Source organism: Aurantimonas litoralis (assembly GCF_026153195.1).
Lineage (GTDB): Bacteria > Pseudomonadota > Alphaproteobacteria > Rhizobiales > Rhizobiaceae > Aurantimonas > Aurantimonas coralicida.
Window position 1 is genome coordinate 12,199 of record NZ_JAPFBM010000002.1, and the last position, 21,143, is coordinate 33,341.

Below are 21,143 nucleotides of genomic sequence, written 5' to 3' on the forward strand. Positions count from 1 at the left end.
GGCGCAACGAACAGCTTGAACGGAACGCGAAAGAGAAACGGTCGTCCGTGGCACAATCATCCTCTCCCGTTTCGGGGGTCGCAGACCGCTACGCCCAGTCCCTCTTCGAACTCGCACGTGACAACGGCGCGGTCGAAACCGTCGAGTCCGAGCTCGTCGCTTTTCAGGGACTGATCGACGAAAGCGCCGACTTCCGGCGGCTGGTTGAGAGCCCGGCCTTCACGTCGGGCGAGCAGCTCAGGGCGATCGATGCCGTCATGGCGTCGGTCCAGCCGAGCGAGCTCACCGGCAATTTCCTGCGCGTCGTGGCGGCCAACCGTCGCCTGTTCGCTTTTCCGGGCATGGTCCGCGGCTTCCGCAAGATGGCGGCCGATCACCGCGGCGAGATCGCCGCGGAGGTGACCAGTGCCCACCCCCTCACCGACGAGCAGCGCAGTCAGCTCGCCGAGGCCGTCGGCTCCTACGCCGGCAAGACCGTGACCATGCGCGAAAGCGTCGACCCGGCAATCCTCGGCGGACTCATCGTCCGGATCGGGTCGCGCCAGGTCGACACCTCGCTTCGCACCAAACTCAATTCGCTTAAGCTTGCACTGAAAGAGGTCGGCTGATGGACATCCGCGCCGCGGAAATTTCCGCAATCCTCAAGGACCAGATCAAGAACTTCGGTTCCGAGGCGGAAGTCTCGGAAGTCGGACAGGTTCTGTCGGTCGGTGATGGTATCGCCCGCGTCTACGGGCTCGACAACTGCCAGGCTGGCGAGATGGTCGAGTTCCCGGGTGGCATTCAGGGCATGGCCCTGAACCTCGAAGCCGACAATGTCGGCGTCGTCATCTTCGGCTCGGACCGGGCCATCAAGGAAGGCGACACCGTCAAGCGCACCGGCAACATCGTGGAAGTGCCGGTCGGCAAGGGCCTTCTGGGCCGCGTGGTCGATGGTCTCGGCAACCCGATCGACGGCAAGGGTCCGATCGAGTCCACCGAGCGCCGCCGCGTCGACGTCAAGGCGCCGGGCATCATCCCGCGCAAATCCGTGCATGAGCCGATGTCGACGGGCCTCAAGTCCATCGACGCTCTGATCCCGATCGGCCGCGGCCAGCGCGAGCTCGTCATCGGCGACCGTCAGACCGGCAAGACCGCCATCATTCTGGACACCTTCCTGAACCAGAAGCCGGCGCATGACGAAGACCGCGAAGCCGACAAACTCTACTGCATCTACGTCGCCGTCGGCCAGAAACGCTCGACCGTCGCGCAGTTCGTCCGCACGCTCGAAGAGCGCGGTGCGATGGAGTATTCGGTGGTCATCGCCGCCACCGCATCCGACCCGGCACCGATGCAGTACATCGCGCCGTTCACCGGCTGTGCCATCGGCGAGTTCTTCCGCGACAACGCGATGCACGCCGTGATCGCCTATGACGATCTGTCCAAGCAGGCCGTCTCCTATCGCCAGATGTCGCTGCTGCTGCGCCGCCCGCCGGGCCGCGAAGCCTATCCGGGCGACGTCTTCTACCTGCATTCGCGCCTGTTGGAGCGTGCCGCCAAGCTCAATGACGAGCTGGGCGCCGGTTCCCTCACTGCGCTGCCGGTCATCGAGACCCAGGCTGGCGACGTGTCGGCCTATATTCCGACCAACGTGATCTCGATCACGGACGGCCAGATCTTCCTCGAGACCACGCTGTTCTTCCAGGGCGTTCGCCCGGCAGTGAACGTCGGCCTTTCGGTGTCGCGCGTTGGTTCGTCGGCGCAGATCAAGGCGATGAAGCAGGTTGCCGGTTCGATCAAGGGCGAGCTCGCACAGTACCGCGAGATGGCGGCCTTTGCGCAGTTCGGCTCCGATCTCGATGCCGCAACCCAGCGTCTTCTGAACCGTGGTGCCCGCCTGACGGAACTGCTCAAGCAGCCGCAGTTCTCGCCGCTGAAGACCGAAGAGCAGGTCGCGGTGATCTTCGCCGGCACCCAGGGCTATCTCGACAAGCTCCGGGTCGACCAGGTCGGCGAGTTCGAAGAGGGTCTGCTGAATTCGCTGCGCAGCGAGCACAAGGCCGTTCTCGACCAGATCGCCACCGAAAAGGCGCTCTCGGACGACCTCCGCGCCAAGCTGAAGTCGGCGATCGACAGCTTCGCCAAGAACTTCGCCTGAGCCAGAAAACCTGCCTGAGCTTCGCCCATTGGGGCGAAGCCAAGCCAGCGGGAGATAGCGCCAAGCCATGGCATCCCTGAAGGATCTGCGGAACCGCATCGCGTCGGTGAAGTCCACGCAGAAGATCACCAAGGCCATGCAGATGGTCGCGGCGGCCAAGCTGCGCCGGGCGGAAGAGGCAGCGCAGGCCGCGCGGCCCTATGCCGACCGCATGGCAGCGGTCCTCGCCAACATTTCCGGCGCCATGGAGGGCGATGGCCCTCCGTTGATGGTCGGTAACGGCAAGGACGATGTCCATCTGCTCGTCGTCTGCACGGCCGATCGCGGCCTGTGCGGTGGTTTCAACTCGTCCATCGTCAAGCTGGCCCGCTCGCATCAGCGCGAGTTGGAGGCGGCCGGCAAGACCGTGAAGTTCATGGTCGTCGGCAAGAAGGGCTGGGACCAGATGCGCCGCGATCTGGCCTCCAAGGTCATTGAGCGCACCGACCTTCGCGAAGCCAAGCGTGTGGGCTTCGAGCACGCCGAGGAGATCGGCCAGACGATCATCGATCTCTACGAGAAGGGCGAGTTCGACGTCTGCTCGGTGTTCTACTCCGCGTTCCAGAACGTCGTGACGCAGATCCCGACGCGCCAGCGTCTGATTCCCGCATCGGTCGATACAGGCGCCGAAGAGAACGTCTCCACGATCTACGAATACGAGCCTGAGCCGGGCGAGATCCTCGAGGACCTAATCCCGCGCAACATCAAGATTCAGGTCCTGCATGCATTGCTGGAGAACGCGGCATCCGAACAGGGTGCGCGGATGTCGGCAATGGACAACGCCACGCGCAACGCCGGGGACATGATTGACCGTCTGTCGGTCTCCTACAACCGGCAGCGTCAGGCGCAGATCACGACGGAACTGGTCGAAATCATTTCGGGCGCCGAGGCGCTCTAGGTATCTGAGAGGAGGCCACCGATGGCTGACAACACAAACACAACCGGCTCGACGGGCCGCGTCGCCCAGGTCATCGGCGCCGTCGTCGACGTGGAGTTCGACGAAGGCCTGCCGGCGATTCTGAACGCTCTCGAGTGCGACAACCATGGCAACCGCCTGGTACTCGAGGTCGCGCAGCATCTCGGCGAGAACACCGTTCGCACGATCGCCATGGATCTGACCGAGGGTCTGGTTCGCGGCCAGCCGGTCACCGATACCGGTGGCCCGATCGAGGTGCCCGTTGGTGACGGTACGCTCGGCCGCATCATGAACGTCATCGGCGAACCGATCGACGAAGTCGGCCCGATCAAGTACGAATCCAAGCGCGGCATCCACCAGGAAGCCCCGGCCTATATCGAACAGTCGCCGGAGAGCCAGATCCTGGTCACCGGCATCAAGGTCATCGATCTGCTCGCGCCCTATGCCCGCGGCGGCAAGATCGGCCTGTTCGGCGGCGCCGGCGTCGGCAAGACCGTTCTGATCCAGGAACTGATCAACAACGTCGCCAAGGCGCACGGCGGTTATTCCGTCTTCGCCGGCGTCGGCGAGCGCACCCGCGAAGGTAACGATCTCTACCACGAGATGATCGAATCCGGCGTGAACAAGGACCCGCACGAGAACAACGGTTCGGCCGAGGGTTCGAAGGCTGCGCTGGTCTACGGTCAGATGAACGAGCCTCCCGGTGCCCGCGCCCGCGTCGCGCTGACCGGCCTCACCATCGCCGAGCATTTCCGCGACCAGGGTCAGGACGTTCTGTTCTTCGTCGACAACATCTTCCGCTTCACCCAGGCGGGTTCCGAGGTGTCGGCGCTGCTCGGTCGTATCCCGTCGGCCGTGGGCTATCAGCCGACGCTGGCGACCGACATGGGCCAGATGCAGGAGCGCATCACGACCACCAACAAGGGTTCGATCACCTCGGTGCAGGCCATTTACGTGCCGGCCGACGATCTGACCGATCCGGCTCCGGCAACGTCCTTCGCCCATCTGGATGCGACGACGGTTCTCAACCGCGCCATCTCGGAAAAGGGCATCTACCCGGCCGTGGATCCGCTGGACTCCAACTCGCGCATGCTGTCGCCGATGATCATCGGTGAGGAGCATTACGACGTGGCACGCCGCGTCCAGGAGATCCTGCAGAAGTACAAGTCGCTGCAGGACATCATCGCCATTCTCGGCATGGACGAGCTGTCCGAAGAGGACAAGCTGACGGTGGCCCGCGCCCGCAAGATCGAGCGCTTCCTGTCGCAGCCCTTCTTCGTCGCGGAAGTCTTCACTGGCGCGCCGGGCCAGCTGGTTCCGCTGGAAGACACGATCAAGTCGTTCAAGGGCCTCGTGGCCGGCGAATACGATCATCTGCCGGAAGCCGCCTTCTACATGGTCGGCTCCATCGAGATGGCCGTCGAGAAGGCTCAGCGCCTGGCTGCGGAAGCCGCGTAAGCCTGAACGATCGACCTGAAGGAAAGCGGGCAGCGTCCGCTTTCCCCATTCCATGAAGTGCTCTGTCGCCATTGTCGGTGCGGAGCCAGACAGGCAAGCGACAGATGGCTGACAGCTTCCAGTTCGAACTCGTCTCTCCCGAGCAGCTGCTCCTGTCGGAAGCAGTGACGGCGGTCAACGTGCCCGGCGCCGAAGGCTATTTCACGGTTATGGCGCATCATGCGCCGGTCATGACGACGTTGAAGCCGGGTGTCGTCGTTGCGACTCTCGAAGGCGGCGCGGAACAGCGGATCTTCGTTCTCGGCGGCTTCGCCGACGTCAACGAGAATGGCTTCACCCTCCTGGCCGAGCGTGCGACCCCGGTCGACCAGCTCGACAGCGCCGAACTCGACAGCCAGATCCGCGACGCGGAAGAGGATGTCGCGGACGCGGCGACCCCGGAGGCGAAAGCCAAGGCGCAGCATTCCCTCGCGCAGCTTCGCGAAGCCCGGACAGCCGCCGGCGTCTGACAGCGACGACCGATAGATCGAAAAAGGCCGGCTCTCAGCCGGCCTTTTTTATGGCGTGTCGGCCCCGCGCTTTCCACCGGCGCCAGTCACACCTGCGGTTCAGGCGGTGAAATTGCGGAACGCCTCGAAGACGCGGCCGTAAGCCTCGCGCTTGAAGGGAACGATGAGGTCGAGGACCTCGCTCGCCGGCTTCCAGGCCCAGTCGTCGAACTCGGCGGCATGGCCATCCGGCGGCGGATTGATGGAGATCTCGCTCTCCTCGCCTTCGAAGCGGAATGCGAACCAGCGCTGGGTCTGGCCGCGATAGCGCCCCTTGAACGCGACGCCGACGAGCTCGGGCGGCAGATCGTAGTCGATCCAGTCCGAGGCCTCATGGAGCAGCGAGACCGATCGCATGCCGGTTTCCTCGAAGAGTTCGCGTTTGGCCGCTGGCAGGGGCTCCTCGTCCTTGTCGATGCCTCCCTGGGGCATCTGCCACAGTTGCGATGCGCCGGACATCTCGCCCTGGTCCTCGATCAACCGCCGACCAACCCAGACGAGCCCGTCCTTGTTCAGCACCATGATCCCGACACAGGGTCGGTAGGGCAGGTTCTCGAATTCGATAGGCTTCATCGTTCACCAGTGTTCGTTTGGCGGGAGCCATCGCTCCCCTCCCCTGCGATTATCGGGCAGGGTGCCATGCGAACAAGGGGCGTGCCGCCGATCCGCGCGACCGCCCGTTTCCCTTAGCCAGTCGATTAGCGCGTCAGCGACGCTCGGGATCGTTGGCAAGGGCCGACAGGGGCACGATCTCGATGCCGCGTCCGCGCGCCTCGCCGATCCACTTCGCAATGGTGGCGACACTGACATCGAACGCCGACGCGACGCCGATCGCGGTCCCTTCGGCGCGGGCGATCCGCTCCAGCGTGTCGAGCTGACTGCGGATATCCGCCGGATCCTGCGATCGGTCGATCGACAGGTCCGACACCGCCGCGGGCACGCTCTGCAGTTGCGCGGTATCGGCGGCCACCGAACGCAGGGATGAGGCGTCGTCGAAGAACATCAGGCCACGCCGGCCGAGTTCGGCGATCAACGGCTCCATGGCGGCGGGCTCGGCGACGAAGCGCCCCCCCATGTAGTTCATGATGCCGACATAGTTGGTGATGGTCGCGAGAGAGGCGTGGAGCGCGCTCAGGTTGCCGGCAGCGGCATCGTCGACGGTGAGCGTGTCCTCGCCCGGATCTACCTGCGGATAGCCGACAGGCTCCAGTGGCACCTGCAGAACCAGCTCATGGCCGCTGCGACGCGCCTCCTGCATCCACCGATCGAGACTGTTGCCGGATGGCGAGAAGCCGAATGTCACTCCGGGCGGCAGCGATGCGATGGCGTTCATCGTCCCCGTCTGGCTGATGCCAAGGCCACCCACGACGATGGCAATGCGCGTTCCGGGCTTCCCGCTCCAGCCCCCGGCGTAGACATCGTAGGGGCGCCGCCCGTCCGGCGCACGCGCGGGCAGCGGGCCATAGGCGCTGTCTTCGATGAGCGTATCATCGGGCATGTGAGCGGTACTGGGGTTCTGACGCAGCGACTGCGGATCCTCAACGCGAAAGCCGACCCCGCCACGCGGTGGCGGTGCGCTATCGGATCCGGAAATCACCACAGGGAGCTGTTCGCGCATGACCGGCGCCGGGCGCGCAGCAACAACGGTCGGGGCAGGTTCAGAGGACGCCGCGACGGCAAACCGGTCCACCATCCGCGGTTGGGGTTGGCCGAACAGGGCGATGGCGGTGGAGCCGGCAATGATTGCCGTCGCCGTGCAGGCGAACCCGATGCTTGCGCCCGACAGCCTGCGCCGCCGGGCCACGCCGTCGTCGAGGTCGAGACCGAGAGGGTGATAAAGGGGACCGCGCATGGATCTCGTTTAGCGAGCCAAGCTGGAACGGGGCTCGCCGGACGTAGCAGGGACTGCAGACCATCAGGCGATAGATAGCCGAAGGCCCGGCCGTCCAGGGGACGACCGGGCCTGCGTTTCGTCGGATCGCTGGAGGCAGCGACCGGATCAGTTAGCCGCGTTGGCTTCCTGGTTGGGCGGGAACATCGCGTTCGACTTCACACCGTTGAGAAGATCGAGGGCATACTGCAGCTGCAAATCGTCCTCTTCCTCGGGCGGCACGTAGTCAAGCGAACCGGAGCCCTCGTCGGTCTCCTCGTTGCCGGTGATGTGGCCACGCAGGGAGGATTCGCCCCGTGTCAGGTCGTCCTCGGCATCGAGACCCATCTGCTCGCGGATTTCCGGTGGCAGCGGCTGCTCGACGGTGATGTCCGGATCGATGCCGCGCCCCTGGATCGAGCGGCCGGACGGCGTGTAGTAGAGCGCCGTCGTCAGCCGCAGCGCACCGTTGGCGCCGAGCGGGATGATGGTCTGCACGGAGCCCTTGCCGAAGGAACGCGAGCCGACGATCGTTGCGCGGCGCTGGTCCTGCAGGGCACCCGCGACAATCTCCGAGGCCGACGCCGAACCGCCATTGACCAGGACGACGAGCGGCTTGCCGTCGATCTCGTCACCCGAGCGCGCGTTGTAGCGGCGGGTTTCATCGGCGTTACGACCGCGGGTCGACACGATCTCGCCCTTGCCGAGGAACGCGTCGGACACGGAGACGGCTTCGTCCAGAAGGCCACCCGGATTGCGCCGCATGTCGAGGATGTAGCCCTTCACCTTGTCGGCGCCGATCTTCTCCTCGATGTCCGCAATGGATTCTTCGAGACCGACCGTCGTCTGCTCGTTGAACTTCATCAGCTTGATGTAGCCGATGTCACCCTTCACCGAGTGGCGCACCGACGGCACCTTGATCTCGTCGCGCGTCACGGTCAGGCGTACCGGCTTGTTGGCGCCTTCCCGGATGATAACCAGATCGACGCTGGTGCCGATGTCGCCCTTCATCCGGTCGACCGCTTCGCCGAGCGTCAGTCCGCGAACCTGCTCGCCGTCGATCTCGGCGATGAGGTCGCCGGCCAGGATGCCGGCCTTGTCGGCAGGCGTACCGTCGAAGGGAGAAACGACCTTCACCAGCTCGTCTTCCATGGTGACTTCGATACCAAGGCCACCGAACTGGCCACGGGTCTCGGTCCGCATGTCGGCGGCCTGCTCGGCGTTCATGTAGCTCGAATGCGGATCGAGCGACGTCAGCATGCCGTTGATCGCCGTCTCGACCAGCTTCTGGTCGTCCGGTTCATCGACATACTGGGCGCGAACCCGTTCGAACACGTCGCCGAAGATCGCGAGCTGCCGATAGGTGTCGGAACCTGCAGCATTCGCAGCACCGGCGTTCTGACCGACCACGGTCATTGCCGTTGCCCCCATCAGCGCCCCGGCAAAGAGTATCGAGAGCTTACGAATCATTCCTCGTCCTTCCAGAGGGTTGGTCGATCCACCAAGGTGACGGATCCACCGGCTTTCCGTCCTTTCGGAACTCGACGTAGAGCGCGGGCTCCGAGACGCCGAATTCGGCAACTGCAATACTCGCCAGGCGCTTGGCCCCCATCGTCGCGACAGGCTCCCCGGCCGACACGAACGAGCCCGGTTCCACATCGATCCGGGCCATTCCGGCCAAGACCACATGATAGCCGTCGCCCGCATCAAGGATCAATAGTTGCCCGTAGGAACGGAAGGGTCCGGCGTAGAGCACATTCGCGTCTGCGGGGGCGGTGACGACGTCCTGCGCGCGGGCAGCGAATGATGCTCCGGTGGTTTCGCGGCCGATGTCGTCCTTCTCCCCGAATCCGATGAGCTGCTTGCCAGCTACCGGCCTCGACAATCGTTTTTTCATTGTCGAAAATGCGGCGGATGGCGCAAGTCGCGGTGCCTGACGGCGAAGTGACGCAATATCATAGCGTCCCGCGGACGACGGCCGGGCGACCTTGTCCGCGGACGTATCGAGCGCGGCAACCTCGACCGCCTCTTCAGCATCCGGGTTCGAAGCGTTTTCGGCGGCTGTCTCTGTGGCAGCATCGGACGACGTCTCGCCCGATGCGAGGGCAGGACCGTCCTGCGGCGCTTCGTCGCCAGGAAACGGCACATCCGCCTCTGCTGTGGCCAATGCCTCGGCATCGCCATCCGCGCCGATGCGTGCCGTTCGCCGCGTCTCGATGACGTCCTGCTCGCGTTGCAACCGTTCGGCCTCCAGCCGGGACGCCTGGCTACGGGCCTCGGCCTCGGCTGCGACACGTGCCAGTTCGCGCGCTTTTTCCTCCGCAGCGCGACGTTCCGCTTCCGCCGCTTCGCTCGCCCTCGCCTGTTCGACATCGGCCTGCAGCGAGGCGATCAGGTCCTTGAGATCGGTTGCCTTCGCCGCCAGATCAGCGGCACGCGCTGCTTCGGCTGCGCGACGATCGCGATTGGCCGCTTCCAGCCGTTGCTTCTCGGCAATCAGCCGTTCCAGCCGCTGCTCTTCCTTCCGATGCCGCGTAAGCTGTTCGGCGAAGCGCTGCTTCTCCGCGGAGATCTCGGCCCGGACGGATGCCAGCCGCTCAAGATCTGCCACGAGGATCGTGGTCTGCTCGTGGATGGCCGGGACGACAGCGCCCAGCAGAATGGCGCTGCGGACCGAGCCGAGTGCGTCGTTCGGTTTCACGAGCAACGCGGGGGGCGGCTTGCGTCCCATTCTCTCAAGCGCCGCCAGAACCTGTGCCAGAAGACCGCGGCGCTCGCGCAGCGACGCCTTGATCGTCCCCTCTTCGGTCGCCAGCCTGTCGACGCGCTCTTCCGTCGCCGCGATCTCCCGGCTGATACCCTTCTGGGCCTCCGCGGCCGAGATCATGGCGGCGCGAACACGACCCTGATCCTCGGACAGCGCGGCGATCTCCGCATCCAGCGACCTGATGGTCTCTTCCGACAGTTCGATGCTTTGCGACAGGGCGACTAGATCCGCGGCGGTCTGGCGTCGCTGGCGTTCCAGAACGTCGGAACTCGCCGGTTCGACCGAGCCGACCGCCATCGGATCGAGGCCCGAACGATCCGACGAGACTGCGCCATCTTCCGACAGCGCCAAGGATGGCAGCGGATGCAGCGCAGTCATGGCGCACAGCAGGGCAGCGGTGATGCGCCACCGCCGGTGTCTGCGTCCGTCGCCGCCTGTCTGCCCGTTGATCAAGACCGCCCTTCCCCGTGCAAATCGCAGGGATGTCATAGCTGATTTGGAGGATAGAATCAGGCCGTTAACAAGCAATCAACCATCGCCCGACGAGCAGGCTGCAAACGCCAGCGTGCGGTATATCCACGATCTTGGCTCGCACATCCCGGCAGCTCCCGTTGCCGCCTCCCGGACCGCATCGCGCGACCTCTTGCCCCGAAGATCAGCTCCGGTGGTAGGGATGGCCCGCCAGGATGGTCGCTGCACGGTAAAGCTGCTCGGCGATGAGAATGCGCGCGATCTGATGGGGATAGGTCAGGCGGCCGAGCGACAGCGTCAGATCGGCCGATGATCGGAGCGTTTCGTCATGGCCGTCGGGACCGCCGATGAGGACCGCAGCGTCGCGCCGTCCCGCATCGCGAAAATCGGCCAATGCCGCTGCGAACTCTTCCGACGAGAGCGTCCGCCCCCTTTCGTCGAGAACGATCCGCACACTCCTCTCCGCCAGGGGCGCGGTCAGCCGCGCCGCCTCGTCGCGCTTGCGTTCGGCCGTCGTGGACAGGCGCGATTCGGGGAATTCGGAAAGGCCGGCATAGTCGAGCCCCAGCGCTCCGCCCGTCTTCTTGAGCCGATCGAGATAGCGATCCGCAAGCTCACGCTCGGGACCGGCCTTCATCCGACCGATGGCCGCAATGGTCAGCCGCATCGCCCGAGCTCCTTCTCGGCCGAAGCCTGCTCATCGTTATGTTCTGGCCTCGGGCAGCCTTTCCGCCGCGGTCCAGAAACTGCGGCGTCCCCTTCGGGGGACGCGCAGGGCTCTAGTGTACCGTCGAATCTCCGGCGTCGCCGACCGTCCACATCTTCTCGATGTTGTAGAAGCTGCGGACTTCGGGACGGAAGATATGGACGATGATGTCGCCCGTATCGATCAGTACCCAGTCGCCGTTCTGCAGGCCTTCCACCTTCATCTCAGCCCCGAAGCCTTGCTGCTTGAGGTCGCGAAGGAGGTTGCCGGCGACGGCGCTGACATGACGGTTCGACCGACCGGAGACGATCACCATGTGATCGGCCAGTGCGGACTTGCCCTGCATGTCGATGGAGACGATGTCTTCGCCCTTCGAATCTTCCAGACTCGAGGTGACGAGTTCGATTGCGGACCGGCCAACCGTAGCATCGGTGGCGGGCGCGTCAGAAGGAGAGGTCTCGAAGACGTCCTTCGTTTCAGCCGCAGGTCTCAGTGTCAATTTCCCTTTCCACGGGCGCGGACCAGAGTCCCGATTGGCCCTGATCAGGTCTCATGTAGGCAGCCATCCGTGTCCGTTTCAAGACATCTGCCGCAATCAGCACAACTCCCGTTGCGGCAACAGCACAACGCGACATGGGTGTCAGCTCATTCCCTGTCTCGGGTAGCAACGCCCCCGATCATTCCGTCGTGTTTGTGCGGAGCGACTGAGCGCCCCCTAGCACACCACTCGCACCACCATCGCCGGCACACCTCAGAACGAGCGACAGTGGAGCTGGGATACGCCTTCGCCCCGGTTGGCAGTGCCCGGACCATCGCCGACCTCACAATCCTTCCATGACGACCGTCCTGCCCTGCGACGATGGCATCCGGCCCGACGCCGATTGAGATTTCGCCAGAGACACCTGCACGCCAATGCAGCGGGCGTGCAATTTACACCGAAAGCGACTATCTGGCGGCATGCAGTTGCAGGAGCGCATTAACAGCGACGTTCCGCGGGCAGAACCGAACGGCGATCCAGGCGTCCCGTCGCGACTGACCGCCAACCGGCGTCCGGCCCCGCCGCCGCATGGTGCGGCAACACCATTTCGATCTGGAGAAGTTTCTCGTGAGCGCGACCGCCGATACCCTGCCGACCCGTACCAATGCTTCGGCCACGCGATCCGATCATACGACCCGGCGCACCTTCGCCATCATCTCGCATCCGGACGCCGGCAAGACGACGCTGACCGAGAAGCTGCTTCTGGCCGGCGGCGCCATCGAGATGGCCGGAGCCGTCCGGTCGAAGGGCAACGGCCGGCGCGCCAAGTCCGACTGGATGGACATCGAGAAGAACCGCGGCATCTCGGTCACCTCGTCGGTCATGACCTTCGAGAAGCATGGCATCACCTTCAACCTGCTCGACACCCCCGGCCACAGTGACTTTTCCGAGGACACCTACCGGACGCTGACCGCCGTCGACAGCGCAATCATGGTGATCGACGCGGCCAAGGGCATCGAGGCGCAGACGCGCAAGCTGTTCGAGATCTGCCGCCTGCGCGACATCCCGATCGTCACCTTCATCAACAAGATCGACCGCGAAGGCCTCGACCCCTTCGAACTGCTCGACGAGATCGAGGAGCAGCTCGCCCTCACCGTCGCGCCGGTGGTCTGGCCGGTCGGCCAGGGCGGCTTGTTCAAGGGCTGCTACGATCTTGCCGCCAACGACTTCCTCGTCGCCGGCAGCGACAAGACGGTGCATTTCGAGGGCGGGCTGGACGATCCCGGCCTCGCCAAGGTGATGCACCCCGACACCTATGCCGGCTTCCGCGATGCGGCCGAACTCGCGGCCGAGGGCTATGCCGATTTCGACCCGGTCGCCTATCGCCAGGGTCATCTGACCCCGGTGGTTTTCGGCAGCGCGCTGCAGAACTTCGCCGTCGACCGCCTGATGGACCTGATCGCCGCGCATGCTCCGGCACCGCGGCCGCAGCCTTCCGACAAGGGGCCCATTGCCCCGGAGGGCGACAAGGTCTCCGGCTTCGTCTTCAAGGTGCAGGCGAACATGGACCCCAAGCACCGCGACCGCGTCGCCTTCGTGCGGTTCTGCTCGGGCCATTTCAAGCGCGGCATGAAGCTCGACCATGTCCGCTCGGCCAAGCAGCTGGCCGTCTCCAACCCGATCTACTTCTTCGCCCAGGAACGCGCCCTGACGGAAGAAGCTTTCGCCGGTGACGTCATCGGGATTCCGAACCATGGAACGCTGCGGGTGGGCGACACGCTGACCGAAGGCGAGAATTTCCGGTTTACGGGGCTTCCCGCCTTCGCGCCGGAAGTGCTCCGCCGCGTCCGGCTCGAAGATTCGATGAAGCTGAAACAGCTTCGCCGGGGCCTTGAGGACCTGGCCGAAGAAGGTCTCGTGCAGGTCTTCCGCTCGTCGATCGGCTCCGACTGGATCGTCGGCGTCGTCGGCCCCCTGCAACTGGACGTGCTCGCCTCCCGCATCGCCGGGGAATACAAGGCGGATGTCAGCTTCGAGCCGGTGCCGTTCAACGTGGCGCGCTGGATCCGCTGCGAGAACGAGGCGACCCTGCAGGCCTTCGTCAAGGACAACGTCACCCATGTTGCGCGCGATCGCGACGAGCGGCCGGTCTATCTGTGCCGCGACGAATGGGACCTGCGTTACATCCAGGACCGCAACAAGGACATCGTCTTCGATTCCACCCGCGAGATCGTCGGACAATAGTCGGCAAAGACCTCTCCACTGTCGCGAGAGGTGCCCGCCTCCGCGGGCCTCAGCCCATGAACTGGCCGCCATTCACCTCGATCACCTGTCCGGTTACATATCCGGACAGGACGGGACTGGCGAGAAACAGATAGGCCGGCGCGCAGTCCTCGGCAGTGCCGAGCCGCTTCAGCGGGATCGATGCCGCCGTTGCGTCGAGCTTTTCCAGGGTCGAGTAACGGCGGTGGAAGTCGGTCATGATGGTGCCCGGCGACACGGCGTTGACGCGGATGTGGTCGGGCGCGAGTTCGCGGGCGAGCGCACGCGTCCAGGTCGAGATAAACGCCTTCGACGCCGAATAGAGCGAGGAACCGGCGCTTCCGCCGATCGTCGCCGAGATCGATGACGTGTTGACGATGGACGCCCCTTTGGCCGCCTTCAGCGCGGGCAGCAGCGCGGTCGTGAGCGTGACGACCGAGCGGACGTTCAGATCGACGACCTGATCGTACTGGGCCTGCGTGACCTCACCGGCAGCAACCCGGCCGCCCATCGTGCCCGCATTGTTGGCGAGAACGTCGATGCGGTCACCGATCTCCGCGAGGATGGCGCGTGCCAGCGTCTCGCCACCGTCCGGCTGCGCCAAGTCCCCCGTGAGCACCGTCAGCCGCGCGCGATGCGCGTCGGGCAGGTCCGCGAGAAGGTCATTCTCCGCATGCTCCACGGTGCGGCCGACATGGGCGACAACTGCCGCACCCGTCGCAAGAAACGCCCGGGCGACAGCCGCGCCGATCCCCCGCCCGGCCCCCGTGACGACGACCGTCTGGCCGGCGAAGAGCGCTTGGTCGAACCCGTTTGTCATGATCCTCTCCCATGAAATGGACTGCGGCAGATGAAACGGCGCTGCGACCTGCGCCCCGGCGCGTCGGCTACGATGTGAGGCGGCGCATGGCGAGCCCGACTCCGGCTGCGGCGACGAAAAGCCAACCGGCGATCAGCAAGGTTCCGCCGAGGGGCGCAGCATTGGCGAACAGTCGCTCGCCCCAGCCGATCCGAGCCGCCAGATCACCCGAAAACAGAAGCGTTCCGACAATAATCAGCAGGCCGGACAGCGGAGCGAGCCGCGGCATTCTGGAAACGAACGCGGCAAGACCGAGCAGCGAAGGCGCGTGGACGAGAGCAATCGCCGCGGCAGTCGCCGCCAGTTGGGCGTTGCCACCGCCATGCGCTGCCACCGCAGCCCCGGCAACGCCTGCTGCTCCGAAGAGGCCGGCGAAGCAGACAAAGAATGCGATCATGGGGACGCCTCTATAAACCGACGCGTCAGGCCTGCCCGCCGCTCCGGTTAGCAGGGACGGTCGGATGCGGTGTCTCGGACGCTTCCGTCGTCGGTTGAACCGGCGGCATTTCGTCGAGCACCGACTGCGGCCAGAGCTGATAACCGACCGCATAGGACGCCTTGGCGAGAAGGTGGGCGGACAGCGGTGCTGTGAGCAGGAAGAACGCGACCGCAGCGAGCGCCCGAAGCGCCACCGGCGTCGAATCCGCCGTCAGGGCGAGTGCGATCAGCAGCATGCCCGATCCGACCGATCCGGCCTTCGAGGCCGAATGCATGCGGGTGTAGAGGTCCGGCAGCCGCAGGATGCCCAGCGCCGCAATGGCGGCAAAGGCGGCTCCCGCCAGCATCAGGAGCGCGGAGACGATGAGGACGAGGTCGGCGATCATTTCGTCTTCCCTTCCTCGAGCGGCTCGACGTGACGCGCTTGCGGATCGCGGAGCGGCAATGCCTCGAAGCGTTCTTCCTCGGTCTTTCCGCGTGCCTGGATGAACCGGGCGAAGGCTACCGTTGCCAGGAAGCCGACGAGGCCGAGCGCGATCGCGATATCCACATAGAGCGTGAAGCCCGTGTCGATGCCGATGACGGCGATGAAGCCGATGGCGACACTGGTCAGCATGTCGAGGCCGAGCACCCGGTCCGGCAGCGTCGGCCCGACCATGATGCGGATGACGGTGAAGAGGAAAGCGAGGCCCAAAAGCACCAGCGCGACATCCACGGAGATCGCGAAGAGGCCCACAGCGAAATCATGAAGGCTCATCGGAACGCCTCCAGGATCTTGGCCTCGAACCCGGTGGCGATATCCGCGCGCGCCGCTTCGGGATCAGAACAGTCGATGGCGTGGACATACAGGGTCGAACGATCCTCGGACACGTCGACCGACAGCGTGCCCGGCGTCAGGGTGATGAGGTTGGCCAGCAGGGTGATCTCGAAATCGCTCTCCACCTTCAGCGGATAGGCGAAGATCCCGGGTTTCAGATCCATGTGCGGCTTCAGCACCAGGACCGCCACCCGCCAGGCCGACTTGATGAGCTCGACGAGGAACAGCAGGAACAACGCGAAGATCCGCCGCGCGCGGCCGATATAACCGACCGTGCCGACCTGTTCGCGGATGAGGTAGAGCGCGGCCGCACCGAGCGCGAAGCCGAACAGGAGGTTGATCAGCGTGAACGACCCGGAGACGATGACCCAGATCAGCGCCAGAACAAGGTTGAAGAGCGAGAGCCTCACGACGCGCCTCCGAACACCGATTGCAGATAGGCTGCCGGATCAAGGACGCCCGCCGCCGCCGCGGTGGTCAGGTGCGCCAGCCATTCGGGCCACACACCGGCGGCAACCACAAACGCGGCCAGCGCCAGCAGCGGAATGAGCGACAGCGGCTTGTCGGGTCCCGGCGCCTGAAATTGCTCCCTCTCGATCTGACCGGCTTCGGCATCGCTGCCTGCCGCGCTCATTGCCGGCAGCGGCCGCCAGAAAGCCAGGGCGAAGACACGGGCACTGGCGATGGTCAGAAGGAAGCCCGACACCAGAATGGTTGCTGCAAGCCACGGCAGATCGGCGAGGATCGTCGCGCGAACCAACGCAACCTTGGGCCAGAAACCCGAGAAGGGTGGCAGGCCCGACACGCCGAACAGGAATACCAGCATGAGAGCGGCCAGCAACGGATAGCGGCGCCACAGTCCGCCCATCTCGGCCAGTGACGAGGAGCCGTTCAGACGCGCCGCGACGCCCGCCGCCAGATACAGCGCCGTCATCACGACGATGGAATGCAGCGCGTAGTAGATCGCTCCGGCAAGACCCGTCTGGGCCGCGGGCGCTACGGCGGCGGTTGCGGCCATGGCAGCGCCAGCGTCGGCTTGCGCGACCATCACGGACGCGACCTGCGGCACGGCGAGACCGGCAAGAATCGTGCCGATACCCGCGATCACCATGTAGTTCAGAAGCCGGCGGAGATCGGTCTGTGCCAGCGCGCCGAGCGCACCCAGAAGCATCGTCAGACCGGCGATCCAGGCGATCAGCGGCACCAATACCTGATGCTGGGGCGGAAACAGCATCATCAGGACGCGCATGATGCCGTAGACGCCGACCTTGGTCAGCAAGCCCGCGAACAGCGCCGACACGACGAAGCGCGGCGTATGGTACGAGGCCGGCAACCACGCGTTCAGCGGGAAGGCCGCCGCCTTCAGCGCGAAAGCGACGAGATACATGACGGCAATGATGGTGACGGCGCTGTCCCCCTCCATCGTCGCGGCTTTCGCCGCGATGTCGGCCATGTTGAGCGTGCCGAACACGCCGTAGAGATACGCGGTGGTGATCAGGAACAGCGTCGTGCCGACGAGGTTCAGGAAGCAGTACTTGGTCGCACCGTCGAGCTGCTCGTGTTCGGAACCGAGGATCAGAAGCCCGAACGACCCGATCAGCAGCACCTCGAGCCAGACATAGAGGTTGAAGATGTCGCCGGTCAGGAAGGCGCCGGAGACGCCGCCGATCATCAGGAACAGGAACGGGTAGAAACCGTAGCGCCGCTCGGTCGGGGAGATGGAGGCAACGGCATAGATCCCGCAGGCCAGCGCGACGAAACCGGTCACCGCGACGAACAACGCCCCCATCAGATCGACCGTGAAGGCGATGCCGAAGGGCGGCTTCCAGCCGCCCATCATCATGGTCTGCGTTCCCTCGGTCGCGACCTTGGCCAGAAGCGCCAGATCCACCGCGAAGAGCAATATGAGGCCGGGGATCGCAACCCAGGGCTGGCGCCCCGTGCGCTTGCGCATCATCAGGAGCCCTGCCCCGAAGATGAAGCAGATCACCACCGGCAGCACGATGAGATAGTCCGACGCGGCAACGGGGCCGGTCATCATCGCCTCGGCCTTCAGTGCCGCCAGTTCGCTATATCCGCCCGTATCCGCGGTGCCTGTCGTCGCCATGTCAGTATCCCAGGGGCGGAAGCCCCTGGTCCTCGGGTTCTGCGATGCGCATCTGGTCGGTGTCGTCGGTGCCAAGGTCCTGATAGGCGCGATAGGTCAGCACCAGCAGGAAGGCGAAGAAGGAGAACGAGATCACGATCGCGGTCAGGATAAGCGCTTGCGGCAACGGATTGGCGATCGGCCCGTCCGGCGTAACCAGATCGGTGGGGATGATCGGCGGCGCGATCGGCCCGAGACGGCCGGCGGTAAAGATCAGGAGATTGACCGCATTGCCGAGCAGCACGACCCCCAGCAGCATGCGGATGATGTGCTTGGACAAAAGCAGGTAGAAGGCGACGGCAAAGAGACAGCCGACGACGACGGCGAGTGCAGTCTCCATCAGTCCGTCTCCCTTTCCTCGAGAGCGAGCCCGATCGTACTGATCGCACCGACCACGACGAGATAGACGCCGATGTCGAAGAACAGCGGTGTCGAGATTCCAACGTCACCGCCGAGAAATGCCGGAAAGCTCCAGACGCCGGTCAGGAACTCGACGCTCACGACCATCGACACGACGCCGGACAGGACGGCGAGCATCAGCCCGCTGCCGGCGATCGCCATGGGATGGAAATAGAGAGCTCGCCGCACCGGCGCGACGCCGCAGGCGATGCCGTAGATCGCAAAGGCCGATGCAGCGATCAGGCCGCCGATGAAGCCGCCGCCGGGCTCGTTATGGCCGCGCAACAGCACGAAGATCGAGAAAAGGACCATCAGGCTGGTCAGATACGGCGCGGTAAAACGGAAGATGACCGTTCTCATGGCGTCACCTCCATCGGATCGGCAGGTCGCGGATTGCGGCGCTTCACGCGGACACGGATCAGCGCGAGGACGCCCAGACCGGTGGTCATCACCACGGCGATCTCGCCCATCGTATCGATGCCGCGGAAGTCGACGAGGATGACGTTCACGATGTTGCGGCCATGGGCGATGGCGTAGCTGTAGCGTTCGAAGAAATCCGACAGAACGGAATCGAACGGCCGTTGGACGACGGCCAGCAGGAACAGGCCGAAGCCGGCACCAGCCGCCGCTGCCAGCGCCGCATCCGGCAGCTTTTCGCGGGTCGGGCGATGATCGGTCGGCGACAGCTTCAGCCGGGTGATCGCAAGAGCGAGGATCACCACCGACAGGGTCTCGACCATGAACTGGGTGAAGGAGAGATCCGGCGCGCCCATCAGCATGAAGATGAGGGCGACGGCGAAGCCCTGGATACCCAGCGAGACGATCGCCGTCAGCCGGTTCTTGGCGACGACCACGGCGAAGAGACCGCACAGGAGCAGCGCCAGGACGATCCACTCGTAATAGGTGACCTGCGGGAATTCCGGCATCGCCGGCCAACCGCCGGTATAGGCCATCGCTCCGAACAGCGCCGCGGTCATCACCGCGACGGTCGCGGTCATGTAATAGTCGAGTCGGCCGGACTGCAGGAGGTTCGTGATCGCAAAGGCACCGCGGATCAGCCCGCGCATCGCCTGATCAAAGCCGTGATCGGGACCCCAACCGATCGCAGCGAGCAATGCGGTCAGCCCGGCGCGCAGCCGTTCCGACAGAAGATAGATCACCACGCCCAGCGCGATGGTCGCCATCGACAGGGCGAAGGCGAGGTTCAGATGCGGCATCCAGCCGATCTCGATCGCCACCGGCTCACCGACGGCCGCCGACGCCATCGGCGACGAGAAGAACGCGTGAGAGGCGCCGTAGAACAGCCCGCCGACGAGGCCGCACACACCGAGGACGAGAGGCCCGAGCCAGATGGTCGGCGCACCCTCATGCGGATGATGGATGGTCTCCGGCATGCGGCCGATAAAGGGCTTCAGAGCCACAATGAAGGCCGCCGCGAACATCAGCGCATTGCCGGCGATCGCCGCGCAGATCAGGGCGATATGATACGGATCGCCATACTCCAGCGCATGATAGATTTCCTCCTTGGCGAGGAAACCGACGAAGGGCGTGATGCCGCCCATGGACAGCGCGCAGAGCAGCGCGGCCGCAAAGGTGATCGGCATCGCCCTGCCGAGGCCGCCCAAATGATCGATCTCGCGGGTGTGAGCGCCGTGGTCCACCGATCCGGCGACCATGAACAGGCCGCCCTTGAACAGCGAATGAGCGATCAGATAGAGCACCGCGCCGATGATCGCCGTTTCGGTTCCCACACCAATCAGCATCACCAGAAGGCCAAGCGAGGCAACCGTCGTATAGGCCAGCGTGATCTTGATGTCGGTCGCTCGCACGGCGAGAAGCGCGCCCACCACCAGCGTCACCGCGCCGAACAGCGGCAGGATCGTCGTCCAGAGCGCGGTGTCGCCGAGCGCCGGATGCAGGCGCAGCAGGAGGTAGACGCCGGCCTTCACCATCGTTGCCGAATGCAGATAGGCCGAGACCGGCGTCGGCGCCTCCATCGCGTTCGGCAACCAGACATGGAACGGCATCTGCGCCGACTTGGTGAAGGCACCTGCCAGGACGAGAATCAGGATCGGAACGTAGAAGCTGCTTTCGCGCAGCGCGTCACCGGCCGCGAGAACGTCGCTGAGCGAGGTCAGCCCCGTCAACTCCCGGATTGCGATCAGCCCCGCCATCAGCGCCAGACCGCCGCCGCCGGTGATCACCAGCGCCTGGATCGCGCCGCGCCGCGCCGCGCCCCGCTCGTGGTCGAAGCCGATGAGCAGGAAGGAGGTGATCGAGGTAAGTTCCCAATAGACGATCAACGTCATCAGGTCGTCGGACATGACGAGCCCGAGCATGGCGCCCATGAACATCAGCATGAAGGACAGGAAGCGTCCCTGATCCCGATGCCCGGCAAGGTAGCCGCCGGAATACAGGATGATCAGCGTGCCGATACCGGTGATCAGCAAAGCGAAGGTCGAGGACAGGCCATCCAGCCGGAACGAGAACCGGACGTCGAAGGACGGGATCCAGTCGAGGCCGAAGAGAAACACGTTCCCGCCCGCCACTTCCGGCAGCGCGCCGAGGAAGATGAGGAACGCAAAGGCCGGTGCCAATGCCAGCACCCAGCACGAATGCTGCTTCAGGAAGCGGGTGAGGATGGGTGCCAGGGCCGCAGCGAGAAATGGCAGGGCGAGCGCGAGAAATCCGCTGTTGGCCTCGATCCCCGTCATGCGCTGCCTCGCTCCCCGTTTCCATCGATAGCGAAGCACACGCGTCGCATCATTGCCCCCTCATACGAAGCCAAGTTCGCTGCGGCAAGGCAACGTGTCTGACCAAGTTTTGATGGAA

Annotated in this window: 21 protein-coding genes; 6 read left to right on the plus strand and 15 right to left on the minus strand. The window is 64.8% G+C overall.

Translation table 11 applies throughout. The features are described from left to right. Positions 1 to 47 precede the first annotated feature (47 nt). The 5 genes from N7I30_RS05000 to N7I30_RS05020 all read left to right on the plus strand — a co-directional run bounded on the left by N7I30_RS05000 (position 48) and on the right by N7I30_RS05020 (position 5,059). Entirely contained in the window at positions 48 to 608 is a 561-nt protein-coding gene (locus N7I30_RS05000; protein ID WP_009208616.1) for a F0F1 ATP synthase subunit delta, read from the plus strand. Continuing rightward, the gene (atpA, locus tag N7I30_RS05005; protein ID WP_024348970.1) at positions 608 to 2,137 is read left to right on the plus strand and encodes a F0F1 ATP synthase subunit alpha; all 1,530 of its coding nucleotides are present in this window, start codon (positions 608 to 610) and stop codon (positions 2,135 to 2,137) included. Before N7I30_RS05000 ends, atpA begins: the two co-directional genes overlap by 1 nt. Before the next feature lie 67 nt (positions 2,138 to 2,204). Then, entirely contained in the window at positions 2,205 to 3,074 is an 870-nt protein-coding gene (locus tag N7I30_RS05010; RefSeq protein WP_024348971.1) for a F0F1 ATP synthase subunit gamma, read from the plus strand. A 21-nt stretch (positions 3,075 to 3,095) separates the two neighbouring features. Continuing rightward, positions 3,096 to 4,550 carry a F0F1 ATP synthase subunit beta gene (gene atpD, locus N7I30_RS05015; protein WP_024348972.1) on the plus strand — a complete coding sequence of 485 codons (1,455 nt, stop codon included), beginning with the start codon at positions 3,096 to 3,098 and terminating at the stop codon, positions 4,548 to 4,550. Positions 4,551 to 4,654: 104 nt separating this feature from the next. Beyond that, entirely contained in the window at positions 4,655 to 5,059 is a 405-nt protein-coding gene (locus tag N7I30_RS05020) for a F0F1 ATP synthase subunit epsilon (protein WP_277023118.1), read from the plus strand. Positions 5,060 to 5,158: 99 nt separating this feature from the next. On the opposite strand, the gene N7I30_RS05025 is transcribed toward N7I30_RS05020, so the two are convergent. From N7I30_RS05025 to rsfS, 6 genes are all read right to left on the minus strand, one after another. Next, a complete protein-coding gene (locus N7I30_RS05025) occupies positions 5,159 to 5,671 on the minus strand; it encodes an RNA pyrophosphohydrolase (protein WP_475362268.1) in 513 nt (170 codons plus the stop codon). A gap of 133 nt (positions 5,672 to 5,804) precedes the next feature. Continuing rightward, on the minus strand, positions 5,805 to 6,950 hold the full coding sequence (locus N7I30_RS05030; RefSeq protein ID WP_475362269.1) for a divergent polysaccharide deacetylase family protein: 1,146 nt from the start codon (positions 6,948 to 6,950) through the stop codon (positions 5,805 to 5,807). Between the two features lie 147 nt (positions 6,951 to 7,097). Beyond that, positions 7,098 to 8,438, minus strand: coding sequence for a S41 family peptidase (locus N7I30_RS05035; protein ID WP_498637182.1), 1,341 nt, complete (start codon positions 8,436 to 8,438; stop codon positions 7,098 to 7,100). Beyond that, positions 8,428 to 10,188, minus strand: a complete 1,761-nt coding sequence (locus N7I30_RS05040; protein ID WP_498637184.1) for a murein hydrolase activator EnvC family protein — start codon at positions 10,186 to 10,188, stop codon at positions 8,428 to 8,430. Before N7I30_RS05040 ends, N7I30_RS05035 begins: the two co-directional genes overlap by 11 nt. Before the next feature lie 202 nt (positions 10,189 to 10,390). Beyond that, the gene (gene rlmH / locus N7I30_RS05045; RefSeq protein WP_228237980.1) at positions 10,391 to 10,873 is read right to left on the minus strand and encodes a 23S rRNA (pseudouridine(1915)-N(3))-methyltransferase RlmH; all 483 of its coding nucleotides are present in this window, start codon (positions 10,871 to 10,873) and stop codon (positions 10,391 to 10,393) included. A 112-nt stretch (positions 10,874 to 10,985) separates the two neighbouring features. Further along, positions 10,986 to 11,411: a ribosome silencing factor gene (gene rsfS / locus N7I30_RS05050; protein ID WP_498637186.1), complete on the minus strand. Its 426-nt coding sequence runs from the start codon at positions 11,409 to 11,411 to the stop codon at positions 10,986 to 10,988. A gap of 567 nt (positions 11,412 to 11,978) precedes the next feature. Here rsfS and N7I30_RS05055 point away from each other — a divergent pair. Next, positions 11,979 to 13,634, plus strand: a complete 1,656-nt coding sequence (locus N7I30_RS05055) for a peptide chain release factor 3 (RefSeq protein WP_498637188.1) — start codon at positions 11,979 to 11,981, stop codon at positions 13,632 to 13,634. Positions 13,635 to 13,683: 49 nt separating this feature from the next. Here N7I30_RS05055 and N7I30_RS05060 read toward each other — a convergent pair whose 3' ends face one another. The 9 genes from N7I30_RS05060 to N7I30_RS05100 form a co-directional block, all read right to left on the minus strand. Further along, positions 13,684 to 14,472 carry an SDR family NAD(P)-dependent oxidoreductase gene (locus N7I30_RS05060; protein WP_498637190.1) on the minus strand — a complete coding sequence of 263 codons (789 nt, stop codon included), beginning with the start codon at positions 14,470 to 14,472 and terminating at the stop codon, positions 13,684 to 13,686. A 67-nt stretch (positions 14,473 to 14,539) separates the two neighbouring features. Next, positions 14,540 to 14,908, minus strand: coding sequence for a DUF423 domain-containing protein (locus N7I30_RS05065; RefSeq protein ID WP_498637192.1), 369 nt, complete (start codon positions 14,906 to 14,908; stop codon positions 14,540 to 14,542). Between the two features lie 25 nt (positions 14,909 to 14,933). After that, positions 14,934 to 15,335: a monovalent cation/H(+) antiporter subunit G gene (gene mnhG, locus N7I30_RS05070; RefSeq protein WP_498637194.1), complete on the minus strand. Its 402-nt coding sequence runs from the start codon at positions 15,333 to 15,335 to the stop codon at positions 14,934 to 14,936. Then, a complete protein-coding gene (locus N7I30_RS05075; protein ID WP_024348983.1) occupies positions 15,332 to 15,706 on the minus strand; it encodes a cation:proton antiporter in 375 nt (124 codons plus the stop codon). Before N7I30_RS05075 ends, mnhG begins: the two co-directional genes overlap by 4 nt. Next, positions 15,703 to 16,176 (minus strand): Na+/H+ antiporter subunit E, encoded by a 474-nt coding sequence (locus N7I30_RS05080; protein ID WP_187390294.1) that lies wholly within the window; start codon positions 16,174 to 16,176, stop codon positions 15,703 to 15,705. The genes N7I30_RS05075 and N7I30_RS05080 overlap by 4 nt, the downstream gene beginning before the upstream one ends. Next, positions 16,173 to 17,873 (minus strand): proton-conducting transporter transmembrane domain-containing protein, encoded by a 1,701-nt coding sequence (locus N7I30_RS05085; protein ID WP_498637195.1) that lies wholly within the window; start codon positions 17,871 to 17,873, stop codon positions 16,173 to 16,175. The genes N7I30_RS05080 and N7I30_RS05085 overlap by 4 nt, the downstream gene beginning before the upstream one ends. A gap of 1 nt (position 17,874) precedes the next feature. Further along, the gene (locus N7I30_RS05090) at positions 17,875 to 18,252 is read right to left on the minus strand and encodes a Na+/H+ antiporter subunit C (RefSeq protein WP_498637197.1); all 378 of its coding nucleotides are present in this window, start codon (positions 18,250 to 18,252) and stop codon (positions 17,875 to 17,877) included. Further along, positions 18,252 to 18,671 carry a Na(+)/H(+) antiporter subunit B gene (locus tag N7I30_RS05095; protein ID WP_005363582.1) on the minus strand — a complete coding sequence of 140 codons (420 nt, stop codon included), beginning with the start codon at positions 18,669 to 18,671 and terminating at the stop codon, positions 18,252 to 18,254. The genes N7I30_RS05090 and N7I30_RS05095 overlap by 1 nt, the downstream gene beginning before the upstream one ends. Then, positions 18,668 to 21,025: a putative monovalent cation/H+ antiporter subunit A gene (locus N7I30_RS05100; protein ID WP_498637199.1), complete on the minus strand. Its 2,358-nt coding sequence runs from the start codon at positions 21,023 to 21,025 to the stop codon at positions 18,668 to 18,670. Before N7I30_RS05100 ends, N7I30_RS05095 begins: the two co-directional genes overlap by 4 nt. Positions 21,026 to 21,143: the final 118 nt, after the last annotated feature.